General features: G+C 43.6%; 17 protein-coding genes. 4 read left to right on the top strand and 13 right to left on the bottom strand.

Going from position 1 to position 19,970, the window contains the following annotated elements; genetic code table 11:
- The first annotated feature begins 67 nt into the window (after positions 1-67).
- Complete coding sequence (locus K6V30_RS12640) at positions 68-1,636, top strand: ATP-binding protein (RefSeq protein ID WP_055269973.1); 1,569 nt, start codon at positions 68-70, stop codon at positions 1,634-1,636.
- An 82-nt stretch (positions 1,637-1,718) separates the two neighbouring features.
- Here the strand turns inward: K6V30_RS12640 and K6V30_RS12635 are convergent, their stop codons facing one another.
- The 11 genes from K6V30_RS12635 to K6V30_RS12590 form a co-directional block, all read right to left on the bottom strand.
- On the bottom strand, positions 1,719-1,973 hold the full coding sequence (locus tag K6V30_RS12635) for a hypothetical protein (RefSeq protein ID WP_010537412.1): 255 nt from the start codon (positions 1,971-1,973) through the stop codon (positions 1,719-1,721).
- Positions 1,974-1,990: 17 nt separating this feature from the next.
- On the bottom strand, positions 1,991-2,125 hold the full coding sequence (locus K6V30_RS25210; RefSeq protein WP_022301701.1) for a hypothetical protein: 135 nt from the start codon (positions 2,123-2,125) through the stop codon (positions 1,991-1,993).
- Positions 2,126-2,263: 138 nt separating this feature from the next.
- Positions 2,264-4,339, bottom strand: coding sequence for a family 20 glycosylhydrolase (locus K6V30_RS12630; RefSeq protein ID WP_081030857.1), 2,076 nt, complete (start codon positions 4,337-4,339; stop codon positions 2,264-2,266).
- A gap of 13 nt (positions 4,340-4,352) precedes the next feature.
- The gene (locus tag K6V30_RS12625; protein ID WP_008760428.1) at positions 4,353-6,068 is read right to left on the bottom strand and encodes a DUF4091 domain-containing protein; all 1,716 of its coding nucleotides are present in this window, start codon (positions 6,066-6,068) and stop codon (positions 4,353-4,355) included.
- A 10-nt stretch (positions 6,069-6,078) separates the two neighbouring features.
- Entirely contained in the window at positions 6,079-7,116 is a 1,038-nt protein-coding gene (locus tag K6V30_RS12620) for a cadherin repeat domain-containing protein (RefSeq protein WP_055269928.1), read from the bottom strand.
- 33 nt (positions 7,117-7,149) lie between these two features.
- On the bottom strand, positions 7,150-8,616 hold the full coding sequence (locus K6V30_RS12615; RefSeq protein WP_055269926.1) for a RagB/SusD family nutrient uptake outer membrane protein: 1,467 nt from the start codon (positions 8,614-8,616) through the stop codon (positions 7,150-7,152).
- Between the two features lie 23 nt (positions 8,617-8,639).
- Positions 8,640-11,888: a TonB-dependent receptor gene (locus tag K6V30_RS12610; protein WP_055269924.1), complete on the bottom strand. Its 3,249-nt coding sequence runs from the start codon at positions 11,886-11,888 to the stop codon at positions 8,640-8,642.
- Between the two features lie 45 nt (positions 11,889-11,933).
- Positions 11,934-12,929, bottom strand: coding sequence for a FecR family protein (locus K6V30_RS12605; protein ID WP_055269922.1), 996 nt, complete (start codon positions 12,927-12,929; stop codon positions 11,934-11,936).
- Between the two features lie 128 nt (positions 12,930-13,057).
- Complete coding sequence (locus K6V30_RS12600; protein ID WP_055269920.1) at positions 13,058-13,678, bottom strand: RNA polymerase sigma-70 factor; 621 nt, start codon at positions 13,676-13,678, stop codon at positions 13,058-13,060.
- Positions 13,679-13,847: 169 nt separating this feature from the next.
- On the bottom strand, positions 13,848-15,101 hold the full coding sequence (locus K6V30_RS12595; RefSeq protein WP_055269918.1) for an outer membrane beta-barrel protein: 1,254 nt from the start codon (positions 15,099-15,101) through the stop codon (positions 13,848-13,850).
- Between the two features lie 8 nt (positions 15,102-15,109).
- Positions 15,110-15,658: an RNA polymerase sigma factor gene (locus K6V30_RS12590; RefSeq protein ID WP_008760422.1), complete on the bottom strand. Its 549-nt coding sequence runs from the start codon at positions 15,656-15,658 to the stop codon at positions 15,110-15,112.
- A gap of 179 nt (positions 15,659-15,837) precedes the next feature.
- On the opposite strand from K6V30_RS12590, the gene K6V30_RS12585 reads away from it, so the two are divergent.
- A complete protein-coding gene (locus K6V30_RS12585) occupies positions 15,838-16,557 on the top strand; it encodes a NigD1/NigD2 family lipoprotein (RefSeq protein WP_055269916.1) in 720 nt (239 codons plus the stop codon).
- A 118-nt stretch (positions 16,558-16,675) separates the two neighbouring features.
- Here the strand turns inward: K6V30_RS12585 and K6V30_RS12580 are convergent, their stop codons facing one another.
- Positions 16,676-17,365, bottom strand: coding sequence for an MIP family channel protein (locus K6V30_RS12580; RefSeq protein ID WP_032841205.1), 690 nt, complete (start codon positions 17,363-17,365; stop codon positions 16,676-16,678).
- A gap of 121 nt (positions 17,366-17,486) precedes the next feature.
- Here K6V30_RS12580 and K6V30_RS12575 point away from each other — a divergent pair, with 121 nt between their 5' ends.
- Complete coding sequence (locus tag K6V30_RS12575) at positions 17,487-18,419, top strand: DMT family transporter (protein WP_010537401.1); 933 nt, start codon at positions 17,487-17,489, stop codon at positions 18,417-18,419.
- 6 nt (positions 18,420-18,425) lie between these two features.
- Here the strand turns inward: K6V30_RS12575 and K6V30_RS12570 are convergent, their stop codons facing one another.
- Positions 18,426-19,352 carry a hydrogen peroxide-inducible genes activator gene (locus K6V30_RS12570; RefSeq protein ID WP_010537400.1) on the bottom strand — a complete coding sequence of 309 codons (927 nt, stop codon included), beginning with the start codon at positions 19,350-19,352 and terminating at the stop codon, positions 18,426-18,428.
- 137 nt (positions 19,353-19,489) lie between these two features.
- Between K6V30_RS12570 and K6V30_RS12565 the strand changes: the two genes are divergently transcribed.
- Complete coding sequence (locus tag K6V30_RS12565) at positions 19,490-19,966, top strand: Dps family protein (protein ID WP_008760417.1); 477 nt, start codon at positions 19,490-19,492, stop codon at positions 19,964-19,966.
- The last annotated feature ends 4 nt before the right edge of the window (positions 19,967-19,970 follow it).

The raw sequence follows: 19,970 nt of genomic DNA, 5'->3' as shown, positions 1-19,970 counted from the left end.
GTCAATTGAAGCAGACTTCAGGAAATATTTGTTATCTTTGATGTGCAAAAGATCAAAAGAATCAGATATGGACAACTTGATGCGTAAACTTCCTATTGGAATACAAACCTTTGAAGATATACGAAGGAAGAATTATCTTTATGTAGATAAGACTGCATTGGTATGGCGGATGGCTAATTTAGGGAAACCATACTTCCTGAGCAGACCGCGCCGATTTGGCAAAAGCCTGCTGTTATCTACCTTCGAATCCTATTTTCTAGGTAAAAAAGAACTATTCGAAGGTCTTGCTATCGAACAAATGGAAACAGAATGGACAGAATATCCGGTACTCCATCTTGACCTAAATGCAGAAAAGTATGATAAGCCGGAGAAACTAAATGATATTCTCAGCAATCATCTCACCCAATGGGAACTTCAATATGGAAAAGGTCTTGACGAAAAGACTCCTTCCGCACGCTTCGGAGGTGTCATTCGCAGGGCATGTGAACAGACCGGACATCAAGTAGTCGTACTGGTTGATGAATACGATAAGCCACTACTGCAAGCCATCACCAACCTCGAACTGCTTGAAGAATATCGTCAATCGCTGAAAGCTTTTTACGGAGTACTAAAAAGTACGGACCGTTATCTGAGATTTGTATTCCTGACCGGAGTTACAAAATTCTCACAAGTCAGCGTATTCAGCGATCTGAATCAACTGAATGATATTAGCCTGGACTACTCTTATGCAACACTTTGCGGCATCACCCGTGAGGAACTGACTGCAACATTTAAACCCGAAATAGAAACTTTCGGGCGGAAAAATCATCAGACTCCGGAAGAAGTAGTAACTGCGATGGAACGCAATTATGACGGTTACCATTTTCACCCGGACGGCGATGGGGTATTCAATCCATTTAGTGTATTGAATGCTTTCAGCAAACTGGAATTGGGAAATTACTGGTTTCAAACAGGTACACCTACTTTCTTGATCGAACTTTTGCAAAAAAGTGACTATGATCTGCGTACTTTGCTTAATGGCATCGAAGCTCCTGTTTCTTCTTTTGCAGAATATAGGGTAGACGCGAATAACCCTATTCCATTGATTTACCAAAGCGGATATTTAACAATAAAGGACTACGACAGAGAATTCCAAAATTATCTGCTTGCCTTTCCTAATGATGAAGTGCGCTATGGATTCATCAATTTTCTTGTGCCGTTCTATACACCAATGAAGAACAATGACCAAGGATTTTACATAGGCAAATTTGTTCAGGATTTACGGACAGGCGACTACGACTCTTTCCTTACCCGCCTTGAAGCTTTCTTTGGAGACATTCCATACGAATTAAATGACCAGACCGAACGGCATTATCAAGTGATCTTCTACTTGGTATTCAAATTAATGGGACAATTTACCGAAGCCGAAGTACGCAGTGCCCGTGGACGTGCCGACGCTGTAGTAAAAACACCGAAATATATCTATGTATTTGAGTTTAAGCTGAATGGAACAGTCGAAGAAGCACTAAAACAAATTGATGAAAAAGGATATTTGATTCCTTATCAGGCAGATCATAGAGAGATTATAAAGATCGGAGTGGAATTTAGTGCAGAAAGCCGGAACTTAAATCGTTGGTTAATAGAGACCATTGAGTAATGAAACCTAAGTGGCGGCAATCTGCACAAGTATTCATTCAGATTTCCGCCACATTTTTTATCAGCCCATCAATAAAAGCAGGCTATTCGGAATTTCCTTTCGAATAGTCCGAAAACTCTCCGGCACGTTCTTTCTTCTCATACGAGACCAACGTTTCCACACTTAGTGCTTTCCCGTTCTTAGGACTTATAACATCTATTACACCCGACAAAGAGCGGAATGTCTGCTCGCAGTTTGCATCTCCATTATAAGTCAACCGCCCCCTGTCAATAGCGCCCAAGACTACAGAAATGTACCGTTTCGGATCTCCCCGATATTCGATAATGGGGGGCGTCATATGTTCTCCTTCCCGAATCAGTTGGATGACAATTCTTTTTTTTGGTCAAGCAGATCCATCAGTTTTTCACTATGCACATCGATTTGCGCGTTTACTTCACGAAGTTCATTTTTCAATGAACAAAACAATTCATCATTCAATGAATTTTCCATAAAACTATTTTTATTGATTATAAAAAAGCCATTCCGGAAAGCACAGCTACTGCCTGCTTCCCGAAATGGTGACTAATACCTCCAAAACACTACGCTGTATTGCTCTCCACGGAACAATACGATATTTAAAATCTAAGGTTAGTTATCTTTCTGTTCCTTCAACCATCTTTCCACTTTTTCTACCATCGGCATTTCATACAGAAATATCCAGTCACTGTTGTTACTTAAAGCAGACAAGTGATGATGGTGGTTCTGGTCGGCAATATACCCCTCCGGACTCTCCATAAAACGAGTTTGCGAATAAGTCTTTTCAAATTCAGCACGCATACTTTTGAAGGAGTTACACACGTCACCTATCCTTACTAATGCTTGAAGACGTTCTTCATCGCTTTTTGTACTGTCATAAACCTCTAAAACTTCCAACAATTTCACCGGATAGTGAAACAGTTCGTTCGTCTGCTTATAAATATCCAACGTATAGCGATTGCGTAAAGCTGCCTGTTCAGCTACTTTCAAGCCTTTACAAATCTTCTCATAACGCGCCGATTCAATGCGGACGGTATCCAGTCTTCCCTGATATTTCCGCTTCCATTCTCCCGGTTTCTCCGAATCCGGCAAATCCAGCAACCGGAATGCTTCCGATACTCCCCATGCCGGATTTCGCGTGCCGGAAACGACTAATGCCTGATCAAAGAAGAAAGCAGCTTTCTCCATTTCCGTCAGAAACTCCATTTGCTGACCGGACAATCCGAACTCCCTTCGGGCGTGCGCCCGGATAAACTCGTCCACAGTCCGCCCGTCCGGATGCCAACTATATTCGCCCTGTGCTATAAGTCCGCGCATCACCGTTTCCCAATGGGCAGAGGCATCATCCCAAGCCGTGGCAAGGATGCCCTTCAACTGATTCTGAGAAACAAGTTTGCAGAAATCTTTAATATATTGTGCCCTGGAGTTGTTTCTGGGCATGAACGGGGTCTCGCCGGTCGCTGCTGCGGTAGCTCCCATTACATTCAGTCCATTCTTATGATACCATTTCAGGAGCATCTGATGGGACAAGACGGTAGGGTCTTCGTAATGCCAACGCATATAGATGCAATTCTTCGGGAACATCTTGATAGCTTCGTCCAGCCGGGAGGTATTCCAGTTCTTACGAATTTCATCATCGGTGAGCGGGCGATGCAACAACCACCAAAGGTCGGCATACTTCAAAGGCATATCATCCCAGAAGATGGGAGTTCTGCCATGTTCCACAGCAAAGTCGCAAACCTTTTTGAGCCAGATCATCTGCAATTCAAAAGCTGTTTTTCCGGTCGCTTTACAACGTTCGTCTATGCCGATAGCCGTTATTTCATCTCCACCAATATGGAGATACTTGCCGTCCGGCATGGCTTCCATCGCATCCCGGTAAAGATCAAACTGTAACTCATAGGTACGCGGGTCGGAAGGACAGAACTCCCAGTCACTATACGGATTTTCCCGCAGTTCCCAATGGCGTTTCAGGATAAAGCCGGCGTGTCCCAATCCTTGTACTAAGGGACTGATTTCAATATTACGCTCCTTGGCATAGCGACTGATAGCCTGCATCTCTTGTTTGCTGATGGCATTGGGGGCGCCCACTTCGGGACGGCGGGTATAGCGCAGCTTGTCTTCCACTTCCCAAATGATGGCATTTACCTTATAGCGGGCCAGTTTATCAATGGTCCGATAGTAGTATTCCGCCCGGTCCAGATGATGCTTCGTATCAAAGTGAACGGCACGGTAAGAGATTTCGGGATAATCCGTCATTCGGAGACATGGAATAGGGATACGAAGGTCACGACTATCCTCCATTAGTTGTTCCAAGGTCTGACAACCGTAGAACAATCCTGCTTGTCCACGCGATTGGATCGTTACTCCCCGGGATGTGATTTCCAGCGTATATCCTTCCGGAGATTCGGGTGTGTTCTGTTCCGACAGGGAAAGTGTAATACCTGCTCCTTGTTTTTCAATGCGGGGTAAAGCGTCCAGCAATGTTCCTAAAACGGGGATTTTACTTTCGCCTTTCGATACGATATATCCCAGTTCACTACCTGCTATCCCCTGCCCTTTCAATATCTCTATGTTCTGGGGTAAAGGGAGTATCTGAAAACGTGGGTCCAATCCCTTTGCCTGCGACATGGCGGAGACAAGTATAAACAGCAGTACGAAAGCTATTTTATTCTTTAATTTCTTCATTATCTATTTCTGTTTAATCATTTGCAGATAGTTCTTTCAATGTTCCTTCGGCTATTCCTACCCACTTGGCGGCTTCACGCCCCGAAGCAGAGGTGAAATTGCGGATAGCTGCGTCCAGTTGTCCGTTGTTCAGTATACGTGCCTTCTCAAAATCCTGAATGCCTTCCCGCAGCAGTTCCAGACGGATGCTGGAGATGGGAACAGCGGCGGCGGTATTTTCGCTGCGATAAATCATATTGAAGTCGCCGGACGCATTACTTCCATCCTGTGCACTGGTAGGGTCAGACTGTGTCCAGTAATCGTATGCCCAGCGCAGATATCCGTCAAATCCTTTTGCCAGCGCATACCACGCCATCCACGACATTTCTGCCGGATTGGTTTGCGCCGTAACGTAGTTGTTCGGGTATTGCTGCGAGCAACTGGTGTAGAAGGTAGAAACGGCATTGTCCGACTGGCGCTCGTAGCCTAAAATGGTCGAATAATCATACAGGCTGTTCTCTATCCCGCTGTCGACATTTCCTCCCGACAGTCCTATTTTCCAGTTCGCATCGTTCTCTTTGATTAAAGCTATGATTGACTTCATACCGTCTTCTTTAATCTCATCCATATAAAGCACGGTTTTGTCAAACCAGCCTTTTTCTTGCAGATGCGTCTTGAAAGAAGTCAGGAAAGCAGACCACACTGTGTTGTATTCTTCCGTACCGATGGTGAGTTCCAATGTCCGGTCCGTGCCCGACGCATCTTTATATCCGACAGACGTCTTCCATCCGGCCAAAGAAAAACAGCTGATCTGTTTATTGATTCCCCATTCCATCATTTTCCCGACATATTTATCAAAATCGGTATAGTCGAATATCCACTCGTCGGAACTGTTTTTCGACCACTTCACCATCGTTTGTCCGCTATTGAAAGCACCGTCCTTGATATACGTGGTGATTACCTTCTGCCCGGCATCTGCCAACAGTTGATAAAACGGCTTCATCATCGCAAAATATTCGTCGGAGAAAGGAACGACATTTTCTCCGTTGTCCCGACACAGAGTTGTCAATTGGAAAGGGAACTGCCATAAATCAAGATGGAAACTCCAATCGGCTACCGCAGGCAACTGATGATCTACGACAAGCAATTCCAGATTAAACTTCTGCTTCACTTCATTGGCTGATTTCACCTGAATGGTTCCGGTATATATGCCCGGTACGGCATCTGCCGGCGTGTTTATGGTCACCCATATCTTAACGGGATCTTGAGTGGTGAGCGTTGTGACGGGTACTTCGGAAAGAGCATCGGCAATCAAGGTAGTGGTGCGACTCTCATAATTTCCACAATCGAGTGCCTGATCGTCTCCCTTTATATAAGAAGGGAAACGAAGTCGGATATTGGAGGCAGAGATGCTGTTCGCGTCGCTCACCAGATCCGAAACTTCATAAGTGAGGTCGTCATATTTTTTATCTCCTGACCATAACACTATCTGTTTGTGTGTACGGTCGTTCTGCCAAAGGGTGTCTTTCCAAAGGGTGACGATCTTCGCTTCTTCCATCTGAGCTTCGTGTTGCTGACCTTTGGAGTATCTCACAAACTTACTTTCGAACGAACCCCGCAGGGTAGTAACGGCAGGATCTACGGGAACGACAGGTTCTTCCCAGTTGTCGGTTGGCAACCCCTCGGTACAGGCTATTACTCCATAAGCCAGTGAAAACAAAAATATACTGCTTAATAAGAATTTCTTCATAATTGTTGATTTATCTCGTTATAGTATAATCATAAAAAGGTGTACTCAAGTCTAATTCTATCCGGTACGTACCAGCTTCGTCGATAGTAATATCCGTCCCTGTCTCCGACAGTCTGACAATACCATCGGACGCCCCATACGTTACAGTCGGATCACCGGCAGAGACCGGAATAGTGGTAAATTTCAATTTTCCGGCTGCAAGTTCTGTCGTCAAAGACCACTTGCGGGTGTCAGAATTGTAGACCATTGCTTTCACCGTTCCTGCGGCTGTCCCCGTAACAGCCCATTGTGTCTCCAGTAAAACGATCTGACGGGTAGTGAGGTCAAAATTAACTTTCCAAATGCCGGGAGAAACAATCGAGGCATTACCTCCATCAGTTGTCCAATCTCCCCAGGGACCGTCACACGGATAATAGCCGGTTCCCGGAGAGGGTTTCTCCACCATCGCTAAAGTACCATAAGATTGTCCGCCGCCCAATCCGGCGCTAACATCAAAATAGGCGGACTGGTCGGATTGCACCAAGCCGATGTTGTTCCAGCTCGTATTTGTCAAGTCTATATATCCTTCAAACAGATTATTATAGGTAATGGAAGCAATGGTCTGTGCCGTTTCTGTATTCAGGCCATAGTAATCTCCTTTCTCACCCGACATTACCAAATACATTACCGGAGGAGGATTATAACTCATCTCCAGTAGAAAAGTCTCGGTTTGTACACCCTTCGTCCATTCCAACACAAATTGGTTATTCCTGAAAGTAATCACATCTCCCACACTTATATTGACCGTAGCCGAAGGGTCGGAAATGTCTATCTGTTTCACTATGGCAGTAGTGGAAGGCTGATTGACTGCCACCAACAATGTTTCACTCAACAAGCCATCTTCCTGCAACAGAGGGGTAGCCACATAGTCCGTTCCGTTCACTTCCAAGACTAATCCCGAAATAGGCGAAACAAGGGTAGGATTCTCCGGATAAGAATCTTCACTGCAAGAAGCGACTCCTATCGCCAGACACAAAGTGGTTAAAATCAAAGTTATATTTCTTTTCATATCATTCGTTCTTTTCGATTATGTTATTGACATTTAATTGTATCCGGGATTCTGAACAATACCGGTCATGATGGTCATCTGGTCGCTCGGTTTCGGTAGAAGATAATTGTGGTCGTCAATCTTTGCCTCCGGATAATAAGCCTCTAAAGTCTCCTTCAGAATATGACGACGGCACAAATCGAACCAACGATTACATTCAAAAGCCAATTCCCAGTTACGTTCGTCCAATACCGCCTTGTCAAACTGTGCCGGAGTCAGTCCCGATAGTTTAGTCAGTCCTGCCCGTTCGCGGACTTCATTGATAGCATCGTATGCAGCCTTTGAAGGGCTGCCTTCTGCCTGATTAGCGGCTTCCGCGTATATCAGCAACACATCGGCATAGCGTAACATACAGAAAAATCCGTCCGCTTTATTAGCTGTAGCTATCCCTGAATATCCTCCGCTCTTTGGACCCGCATCCCGGTACTTTCCCACATAAGGCTGTGCCACATTGGTATCTTCCCACGAAGCACCGTCTCTCATCCGAGTATAAAAAGTCCCGTTCAAACGGCTGCCATCTCCTACAGGAAAAGTTTCCAGAAAGCGTTTGTCACTGGTCCAATCTGCCCAACCGTTTTCTCCGTGATCCGTAGGACGCACGGCCTGATGGATATAACTGCCTGTTGCATTGTCCGAACTGGCATAAAGCGCAAAGATAAATTCGGAGTTTATTTTACGGTTGCTCCATAACCACAATTGGGAATATACTTTTTCTAAGGTATAGACCTTTTCACTAATTACTTCATTTGCCTTATCACGTGCCAGCGCATAACAGGAAGTCTCATTCAACGGAAATCCCGCCATTGTCAAATAGACTTTTGCCAGCAACGCTTTTGCCGCCCAACGGCTGGGACGGCTCGGATCATCCTGTGAAAGAGGCAATGTCAACTCTGCATTCTTCAGATCAGAAACTATCTGCTCGTAAATCCGGGCAACACTCGCCTGAGGCTCTTTTGCCGCATTATCCTGATTATCCTCCGTCAACAATGGCACTTCGCCAAACCAACGCACCAACTGGAAGTAATTAAAAGCACGCAAGAAATGGGCTTCCCCTCCAATCGGGGACAATTCGTCGGGAGATAATTTCGTGTTCTCACCGATAATCTTTATCAATGTATTGCACGCGCTAATACTTGTGTAATATGAGTTCCATAACTCATCCGTCACTTCGTCCGGATTTCCTACTGTGTTAATGTTAACCTGTTCGAATCCTTTCCATCTGATGACGGGGGTATTTACATCTTCGGCACCTGCACTGGCCGCATAGGGCATATCGGTACCATATAAAAGGATTAAGGGGGTATAGGCTCCTGTGATATAGCTATTGAAGTCGGTCAGTGTCTGGAAGAACTTATCGACAGTTGGCTGTCCGGTAAGATTCTCTGTCAAATCGGCACAACTCGTACTTAATATTATCGCCAATAATCCGACGCAGCTCTTTTTTATAAGTGTACAATTCATAGTCTGTTATTATTAAATGATCATTAAAACGAAATATCCAACCCTACAAGGAAACTCTTTGACGAAGGATACACACCACGGTCCACGCCTGCCGCATCCGAGTCTGCTCCCATACTTGCTTCCGGATCAAATCCCGAATAATTGGTTATTGTCCATAGATTATTGGCACTGACATAGATACGGGCGGAAGAACATCCTATTTTTGACAATATCTTACGCGGAATGCGGTAGCCTAATGTGATATTTTTCAGGCGCAAATAGTCTCCCTTCTCCACCCAACGGGAAGAATTAACATACTCTGCTCCCGAAAAAGCAGGAATATTTGTCGGATTTTCCGGTGTCCAATGGTCTTTCATAACCGTACTGGTCGGGAATGCATCCGACGAATAAGTCTCACGCCGGACACGATTCTGATTATAAATGTCATTACCGGCCACTCCCTGCCAGAAAATATTCAGGTCGAAATCAAAAATCGTAAATGTATTGTTGAATCCGAAACTCAATTTCGGTTGGGCATTACCGATAATACCTATATCATCCTTATCTATTTTTCCGTCGCGGTTGATATCTACATACTTAGCGTCTCCGGGCTTTGCTCCGTAAAGCGCAGCCGTCGAAACTTCTGATTTCTGCCAGACACCGGCAAAGGTATATCCGAGGAATGTGCCCATCGGTTGTCCCACCATCTGGACATAAGAACCCACCAATCCCGGATAATCGGCACCGGTTGTAATAAGCGTATTGGAGAGCCCGTCCAGTTCGAGAATCTTATTTTTATTGATATTCAATGTATAATTTATGTCCCATTTAAAATGTTTGGTAGAGACAGGAATGCCACCCAACATGATATCAAATCCTTTATTGGACACGGAACCGACATTGGTAAGGATGGAACTGACACCCAATACCGAAGGTACTTTCTGCCACATCAACAGGTCTGTGGTTTTCTTGTTATAATATTCGGCTGAGAAACTCAAACGCCCTCCCCACCATCGACTGTCTATACCGATGTTCAACTCACGGGTACGTTCCCATTTCAGATTTTCATTGCCTAAATCTGATATTGCCAAAGTCGGGTTTCCGCTATCGTCCATGCCCGGATAAAACTTTAAATGAGAAGAGTAAGCGGGCACTGCCGCATTGCCTACCGTACCGTAACTCCCGCGAATTTTAAACTCCGGTACTATATCTTTCAGCCTTTTCATAAACTTCTCTTCCATAAGATTCCATCCTAATGAAAATGCTGTAAAATTGTCGTATTTGTTTCCTTCTGCCAACTGGCTGGCTCCATCATAACGAACCGATCCGGAAAACATGTATTTATTCTTATAACTATAATTCACACGACCCATAAAAGACTGCATCACTGTAGTAGAATATTCCACCCAAGGGGCCTGCAAAATAGAGCCGAATTGCACTCCATTATATCCCATTCCCACCGGAATTCCTCTGGAAGATGCAGATGTGCTCTGATAATTATCCTTCAATACTTCGTATACTCCGGTAGCCTGAACGGTATGATCGCCAAAAGCCTTGTCAAAAGTCAGAATACTGGTACTTTGCAAAGCGATATAGCGTGATTGGGCCTTACTTCCGTTAATATCTCTAATATCGCCATTATTGACACGCTGATTATCAAAATACCCTTTGGCATCGCTGTGAGTCTTATATGAAAACAAAGAAGATAATTTGAGGAAATCCCAGAATTTATATTCTCCCATCAAAGAAGCATTAAAAGAAGCGACGGATTTATCGTCCACTATCTCCAAAGCATACCCCACCGGATTGTACAATGAAACCGGTCCTATTCCTCCACCCGGCTGTGTATATCCTCCTTCGCTATCGGGGTCATAGATGCGTTTCGTAGGCGACCATTGAAGTGCCGCATTAATAGCCTGTTCATAATCTCCATTATGCGTCTCGTCATAAGAGGCAAACGTATTCAGCGATAAATTCAAACGGGATGTAGCCTGAACTTTAAAGTTTGCACGAAAAGTATATTGTTTAAAATTGGTATTCTGCACAATGCCATCTTTATTGGTATATCCTCCAGCTATGAAATAAGAAATGCTTTCTTTCGCTCCACTGATACTGATGTTATGTGATTGGGAAACCGCATTCCGAAAAATCTTATCCTGCCAGTCCGTACTGTTTCCTTCCAACGGAATCTCATCCGGACCAAAAGCAGGATTGAGTCCATTCTCCTCCTGAGCCTCATTCATCAGCAGGGCATATTCTTTCGCATTCAATGCAGGCAAGGTTTTCCGCACTTCATCAAATGAAACAAAACCGTTGTAAGACACCTGCGGCTTTCCGGTTTTCCCATTTTTAGTTGTCACCAGAATAACACCGTTCGCACCTTTCGAACCATAGACAGAAAGGGCTGCAGCATCTTTCAATACCTCTATGGATTCTATCTGGTTAGGATTCAAGCTCCCGATATTCCCATCTTGAACACCATCGATTATGATCAAAGGATCATTTCCATAAGTCAGCGAGTTGGCTCCACGGATACGGATCGTTGCCGATCCCGAAGGAGCACCATTGGAATTCTGCACAACAACACCTGCCACACGTCCTTGCAAGGCCTGCGCAGTACTGGCATTAGGAGCTGACAATAGCTCTGCTGACTTTACGGAAGAAACGGAACCGGTGATATCACTTTTCTTTTGTACACCATACCCCACGACAACTACTTCATCCAATACTTTAGTGTCTTCCTTCAGGACAATCCGAAGCAGATTCTTACTATCGGCAGCTCGAAGTTCCACACTTTGATAACCGATATAGGAGACTGAAATCCAGGCATCTTCCGATACTTCATTTATAGTGTAGTTTCCGTCAAGGTCCGTAATTATTCCGGTTGAAGTTCCTTTCACTACCACACTGGCCCCAATGATCGGTTCGCCCTTATCATCCACGACTGTTCCTTTGATGTTCTTCTTTGTACTGCCGTCATGAGGTTTCTGCGTCTTTTTCAAGATGACTATCATCTTGTTTTGCAACTTATAAGTCAAATCCTTATCCAAGACTTTATTCAGCACCTCATCCAATGATGCATTTTTGAAAGTTGCCGTAATTCTTTTATTCTCGTTCACTTCATCTGTCTTATAGATGACAGATAAACCTGTTTGCTGCTCAACTTCTTTCAAGACTGTCTTCAGTGTTTCATTCTTGAATGTCTTGTTGATGACTTGGGCGTGTAAAGTCACTGTCGCCAGACAAAATGAAACTAAAAGAAGCAGCCGTAATAAGCTCTTTCGGTTGTTCATAGTTTTTCTCGATTTAATTTAATAATAGTTGTTACAAAATGGAAATTATTCTCTGATATATATATCCTTGCCTTTACGTTCGACGGTTATCGGGATAATCTCTTGCAAAGCCGTCATCACCTCTCCGATTGTTTCTCTGTTGCGCAGAGAAATACGGAATGTCTTGTCTCCTACAGCTTCCGATTCCAGCCGAATATTCACATCATATTGTCGGGATAGTTTTGCAACCAGTTCCTTCAATGTAATGTGATCAAATTCTATACGGTTCTCCGCCCACGCTTTTGATTGTGAAGCGTTTACTTGGGTACGGATGAATTTTCCTGTTTCTACGTCCAATCTCATGGACTCTCCAGGAGACATCATTATCGGACTGCCTTTATAATTCAGTTCGACCGACCCTTCGAGTAAAGTGGTGGAAATGAAAGGATCATCATCATAGGCGGATACGTCGAACTTCGTTCCTTTCACAACGATGTCATATCCATGTGTCTGCACGATGAAAGTAGCTCCCGCTTTCTTGGTGACTTCAAAATATCCCTCACCGTTCAGTTCGACTCTGCGATTGGCGGTATTGAACTTGTTCGAATACTTCAGTGTGGAGCCTGCATTAAGCCAAACGACTGTACCATCAGACAGAACGACTTTACTCTTCTCACCATAAGGAGTTTCGCATACAAAGTACGTTTCCGGTTGCAATGAGGAAGAGAGTTGCCGGACACCAAGGGTTCCTCCTACAGTCAGAAGTACGATGGCTGCAACAGCAGCCACTTTCCGCCAGACGGAAAATCTCGTTTTCGAAATACCCAGCATCGGGATAATGGCTTCCTGCGTGCGGATTTTGCGTTGTAATGTCTCCCACTCCTTCGTGGTATTGGAATCGGTAATGCCCGAGGCAATCCACTCCTTTTCCCACTGTCTGAATGCCGTGCGATTTGCTTCACTTTGTCCGACATACTCAAACAATAGTTTTTCGTCTTTTCGCCGGATTCTTCCTTCGAAATACTGAACGGCCAACTCACGAATGTTTTTCTTTTCTTCCATAATTTCACTTTCTATAAGATGTAACAACTATTATTTCTTTTACCCAACCACCCATACAAAGAAAAAAGCAGGAATTTTTCAGTTCCTGCTCTTCCAATCTAATTATCAATGGTTTATATTTTCCTCTTTTATTTATTATTCATAATCACCCAAGCAACAATCATAATATAAATGTCTACCGGATACTTGTCTTTGAAGTGTTTGGAGAAGCTTTTCAATGCTTTCGCAATGTGCTTCTCGACTGCCGTAGTCGATATCTGAAGTTTGTCTGCAATTTCACGATTCTTCAGTCCTTTGAAACGGCTCATCAGGAAGATTTCCCGCGAACGCTCGGGCAGCTGCCCGATGACAAGGTTGATTTGTTCCTGTAATTCGTCATATAGTAGTTTGTGCTCTGCATCTAGTGTGAAGTCGGCATAATAGAGCCTTTCTTCACCATCAATGGATGCAAGATATTCTATCTGATGTTTCTCGACAATGGAAAGATGCTTCAAATAATTCAGGCATCCATTGCGTACCATTGCAAAAAGTAAGGAGGTGACCGATACAGCCGACAACAACTCCCGCTTCTCCCAAAAACGCAGAAAACACTCCTGAATAATATCACGAGCCGTCTCTTCATCTTCCACGAAACGAATAGCATAGCCGCACAAACGGGGATAATAAGCCTTAAAAAGATATTCAAATGCCTGATTATTACCTTTTCTGATCTCGTCTAATAAGAACTTTTCATCTGAAAAATCAACCATAGTGTCGTATTTTGAAACAAAGGTATAAAGTTACAGATGACAATGATATTAATATTTTCTCAGATTTCCGATTTTTCAGCAGAGTTTCTGCATATAAAACTTTAAAAGCGATATTTTAACCGTTATTGGTAAAATATCGCTTTTAAAATATATAGCTCAACTATATTGACTAATAAGTAAGTCGGATACCCGCCTGAATATTGAAGTTGAACGGATTTTCCTTACGGATGGTCTGTACATCAGAACCGTCATCAAAGAAATAAGCAACACCGGGTTCTACGTATATACCTACCCGTTTGGTGGCATTAAACTGTGCGCCGACTGCACCGGAGACGGAGAATTGCAAAGGTTTCACAGTTTCCTTCTCTGTGCCCAGCTTACCATAAACACATTTCTCAATCATACCTCCACCGGATACATAAAAAGTAAACAGTTTCTTATCAAGGAAGTTCCAGTTTGCTTTTAACGGAATACCCAGATAATGCAGTTTCTGTTCTGTCTTCTGGTCGCTGTCCGCAAACTTTGCATCCGAAGAAAGCAAAGTGTAAGTCAACCCTGTCTCAACAGAAAAACCTTTCGCCAGACTCTTACGGACGGATAATCCAAAAGAGATAGGCTGATGGTGTTTCATATCAACCACCTGATTGGCCTGACGCAAATAAGGCACTCCATCTTCAAAGACCAACGTCTGGTCACTTGGTATGCTCAGCAAACCATTCGAAACCGATACCATGCTCACGCGAGACATATAGGAAGGAATCCCCGATCCTAACTCTGTAGAAGCACCTCCGGAATTACCTACCGAAAGTCCCATCGACCACGTACCTTTCTGTGAGGATGCCTTCTCAGTCGGAATATGCAGCTTATCTCTGCTGGAAGGACGGCGTGGTTTATTTCCCGGTTGTTCTGTATCCGTCTGCTTCTGCTGAGCAACCTTCGTTTCTTCCACCTGTTCCACTTCTGCTTTCCGGTCACCCGCCTTAGCTCCCACTTCCAAAGGAGCCTGTTTTTCTTTCTGAACAGGTGCATCTGCATTTGCTGTCGGTTGTGGAATATTCCGTTCCGCCTTCGCTATGCGATCCTTCACTACCGGACGTACTACCGGCTCTACCGTTGTTCCGGTCGCATCCGGTTGCTGTGCATCCGGCAAAATATCCGGAACAGAGGCTAACGCCGGAGTCTTGGCATGACGAATATCATCGGCAGCAGGAGTTCCCAAGAAATACAAACTGAGTGATGACACTAAAGCCAATAAAATGACAGCCGCAGCAGCTACTGTCCATTTACGATAAGGATATATCTTCCTCTCCACAGGAGGCATAAGTTCTTTTTCCAGTTGTTCCCAACCGGAAGCAGGCAGCGGCTCCGAGTAATCTCCGAGCTTCTCCTTCAACTTATTCATCCATAATTCTTTCTCTTCCATATCTCTACCTATCCGTTATTCATTATCCATTCTTTTACTCTCTTAGCCAACACGCTCTTCGCCCGAAATAATTGCGAAGCCGAGGACTTTTCATTAATACCTAATAACTGTGCTATTTCCTTATGCGACTTTTCCTCGAAGGTATAAAGGTTGAACACGGTACGGTATCCAGCCGGCAACTCTTCGATAAATCGCATCAATACTGCTTGCGGAATCATCTCAACAGCCGAAGCGTCGGGTTCCTCGTAGTCTTCGGGAACTTCCTCCAAAGGTGTCGACTGACTGATTACATCACTTTTGCGAAGATACTGTAAAGCAGTATTGACCATCACCCGTTCCATCCAAGCCCGTAATGAGCCTTCACCCCGCCAGGTGAACTTGTCGAAAGAACTGAATATTTTTATAAAACCATCGTGAAGCAGGTCCTGAGCTGTATCACGGTCGCCTGTATAGCGCAGACAGACGCCAAGCAAACGCCCTCCATAGTGCTCATACAATTCTTTGCGGGCTCGATTATTTCCCAGCCTGCATTGTTCCGACAACTCAAATTCTTCCATTTGCTTATACACGTGTTTACCTTATAAATGCAGCAAAGATAGAAATACTGCACAGAGAGAACAACTCTTTTGCAACTTTTGTTTCTTTAACAGATCCAAATGCAATATTTTCTCCCCTTCTGCATTTTCAAAATACAAAGCAACTAAATAGTATCAATTAAAAATCATTTTTATAGTATATGAAGAAATTTAAATTCATTGCATTTATAATTGCTGTTATGACCACCATGCCGATATTTCAGTCTTGTCTGGATGATGACTCTCCATCCGATTCGCTGGTCATCAGCACTATTAATCTGATCAGCCCGGATAGCAAGGATTTCTATTTCACCCTGGACGATGGAAAAACAATGTTCCCGAGTAATGGAAATGGATGGATCAGTGACAAGAGTAAAGACGGGCAACGCGCCTTTGTCATATTCAAAGAACTGGAAGAACCGGTGAAGGGATATGACTATAATATTCAGGTAAGAGAAATAAAAGAGATCCTGACCAAAGAAATCGTAACTATGGGAGAAGGAGAAAATACGGAAGAGAAGATCGGAGACGATAAAATCAATTCCACTTATATGTGGATTACCCAAGACAAGAAATATCTGACAATCGAATTCCAATATTACGGTACGCATAGCGAGGATAAGAAACATTTCCTGAATCTGGTCATCAACAACAAGGAAGCTGAACCTGCTGCCGATGATGCCAACGATGAGTATATCAATCTTGAATTCCGGCATAACGACGAAGGCGATACCGCCGACCGTCTGGGCGAAGGGTATATATCTTTCAAACTGGACAAGATTCAAGATCAGATGAAAGGTAAGAAAGGACTCAGAATACGTGTCAAAACCTTATATAACGGGGAAAAATTCTATGAAGTGGAATTCCCCTCATCCAATTAAATCTAGTAATTATAGAAACACTCTTTTTATTATAATATATAATTACGCAAAAGAGGGCGACAGTTGTGAAACTCTCGCCCTTAATTTTATCATGAAGTGATCCGTTTATTTCTTCTTATTATTTCTTTTCATTTTTGTCACCGAAATAATTCCAGACGAGTGCACTGACAGCCGCTCCTACAAACGGTGCTACAATAAACAGCCACAACTGCGACAACGCTTCTCCACCCTGGAACAATGCCGGACCGATACTACGTGCCGGATTGACGGAAGTACCCGTAATAGGGATACATACGATATGTACCAATACCAGCGAAAGCCCGATAGCAAGCCCTGCGAAAGCGCCCGCCCCTTTCTTCGGATCGGTAGATCCCAGCACCACTAATACGAAAATGAAAGTAAACACGACTTCTGCAATGAATGCCTGTAACATTTCGCCATCACCGAAACCATTGGAACCGGTAGCTGTCGGTCCGTCGTGCCCACCGGTAGTCACTAATGCGTAAAGAATAGCCGAACCGATAATCGCTCCTATCACCTGGAAAAGCATATACATGCCTGCATCTTTTCCATTCATACGTCCCGAAAGGAATACCCCTAACGTAATAGCAGGATTGATGTGACATCCCGAGATACCTCCGATAGCATACGCCATCGCCACTACTGAAAGTCCAAATGCCAAAGCAACACCGACTGTTCCTACTCCGGCTCCTACAGTACCGGCCATACTACCGGCAAAAACAGCACTTCCACATCCCATCAGAACGAGCACCATCGTCCCAATCATTTCTGCAATGTATTTTTTCATATTACTAAATAAAAATGGTTGATTCCTCAAATATAAAGAATTAAGACCAGAATTCAAAACGTATATGCCTAATTATTACTATCTTTGCGACATTTTTGAATAAAACCATCCAAACGATCCAATGAAAAAAGGACTATTTTATGCTATATTGGCCTCTGTACTATGGGCTATCGTCAATCCGTTCATCAAACAAGGGTTGAGCTATGACTTTTCTCCTATGAACTTTGCAGGTATCCGATTTACTACCGTAGGTATCATTCTTTTCGCTTATACCTGGCACAAGGGTATGTGGAAGGAGATTCGGCAACACAGTAAATTGTTTCTGAATTTGATTCTGATTAATATGTTTATGGGGTACACAGCTTTCTATTTTGGTGTCGATTTCGTAAGCGGAGCTATTTCTTCCATTATTATGGGAATGACGCCACTGATCAATGTACTGTTAGCTCATCTGCTGGCAAGCAATGACCGGCTGAATATTCACAAAATCATTAGTCTTATTATCAGCCTCATCGGCCTGTTACTTATCGTAGGTATGGGCAGCAATGGCGCACCACTGGACTGGAAAGGGATCACGGGTATTGTACTTTTACTGCTTAGTATCATTTTTCAGGGGTATTCCGCGATTTCCGTATCAGAAGACAAAGGTAAGGTAAACCCTATTTTCCTGAATGCTGTACAGATGTTCTTCGGGGGACTGCTTATCTACATGGTAGGACTAGGTACGGAAGGATATCACTCCTTTATCGGGAAACCTGCCGGATTCTATATCAGCCTTTCCATTCTGGTATTTATCTCGGTTTTTGCGTTCAGTTTCTGGTTTATCGCTTTGCAAAGTAAAGGAGCTAAAGTTAGTGATATCAATATGTGCAGGTTAATCAACCCGATATTGGGTGCCGTACTGAGCTGGATAATGCTTCCGGGAGAATATCCGACATTCAGTACCGTTGCCGGAATGATTATTATAGTCAGCTCCCTCATTATTTATTTTAAGGGAGCCGAAATAGCTCAATGGCTGAAGCACAATAGAGCCAAAAGCGACATACAGGGATAAGGAATCTTACAATAAATATTGAATGGATTGCAAAGACTGCATTTCTTTGGGTATAGCTGCCAGAATCTCTTCTTTCAGAACATTCAGCAAGCTATGCCTGATAAAATCCCTGCTGGTTGCCAGTACAATCTGCCGTGTAGGACGGGGAATAGCAAATGGGCGTACTAATTTCTTTTGTTCTTCTGTCAGTTGTGAAACAGCCAACTCGGGAATAAAAGTAATCCCTTTTCCACTTTCCACCATACGCATAAACGTTTCCATGCTTCCCAAATGGTAGGCCATCTGATTGACTTTTACCGTTTCCATCTGACAGAAACGTACCAGCTGGTCACGGAAACAATGCCCCTCGTCCAACAGCCAAAGGCGTTCGCCTGTTATATCGGAAGTACGGATCATCTCATGCTTGAACAGAGGTTCCTTGCAAGATACATACCCGAAGAATGTTTCATAGAAAAGAGTTTCTTCTTTCAGGAAGGTATCCTCCAGTTTGCTTGCTATGATTGCGGCATCAAGTTCTCCGGCATGCAACGCCTGCTGAATATCCTGTGTTTTCATTTCCGTGACACGGATGTCCAGTTCCGGATGCTTTTCCATCAGTTGAGGAAAGAAACGAGGTAGTAAATAAGGAGCTATGGTTGGCAATACTCCCAAACGGAATACACCTGCCAGCGACTGCTTTTCTTCACTGATTATTTCTTTCACCTGTGCAGTCTGCGCCAAAATAACACGTGCCTGATCAATTATCTTTTCTCCAATCGCTGTGGGACAGACAGGCTGTACGGTACGGTCGAATAACTTTACTCCTAATTCCTCTTCCAATTTCTGAATCATTGCACTCAACGTAGGCTGTGTCACCCGGCAATATTCGGCTGCCCGGGCAAAATGACGAAACTGGTCCACTGCTAAAATATACTCCAATTGTTGTATTGTCATCTATCAAATCAGATTAAGTTATAGATTTCTTCTATGCAAAGATAGAAATTTTCAGTTTGACAACAAGCATTTTCCGCCTTATCTTTGCAGTACAGAAAAAAAGAAAACGAATATAAATCATTAAAAACAAATAGAATATGAAAACTTTAGAATTTATCAAATTGAATGAATCGGGAGCAAACAACGTAGTAGCATCTTTGCAGCAATTACTGGCAGACTTCCAAGTGTATTACACCAACCTCCGCGGTTTCCACTGGAATATCAAAGGACATGACTTCTTCGTACTTCACAGCCAATTCGAAAAGATGTATGACGACACCGCTGAAAAGGTGGACGAAATCGCAGAACGTATCTTAATGCTGGGAGGAACTCCGGCTAACAAGTTCAGCGACTATCTGAAAGTGGCAAACATCAATGAAGTGGATAAGGTAAGCAACGGCGAACAAGCATTGAATAACATTCTGCAGTCTATCAGCTATCTGATTGGTGAAGAACGTAAGATTTTGTCTATCGCTTCGCAAGCCGGAGACGAAGTGACAGTTTCGATGATGAGTGATTATCTGAAAGAACAGGAAAAGATGGTTTGGATGCTGACGGCTTATAACAGCAAGTAAATAT

Source organism: Bacteroides faecis (assembly GCF_020091505.1).
GTDB lineage: Bacteria > Bacteroidota > Bacteroidia > Bacteroidales > Bacteroidaceae > Bacteroides > Bacteroides faecis.
The sequence above is the reverse complement of the archived record's forward strand: the minus strand, read 5'-3'. Positions and strand labels throughout refer to the sequence as shown.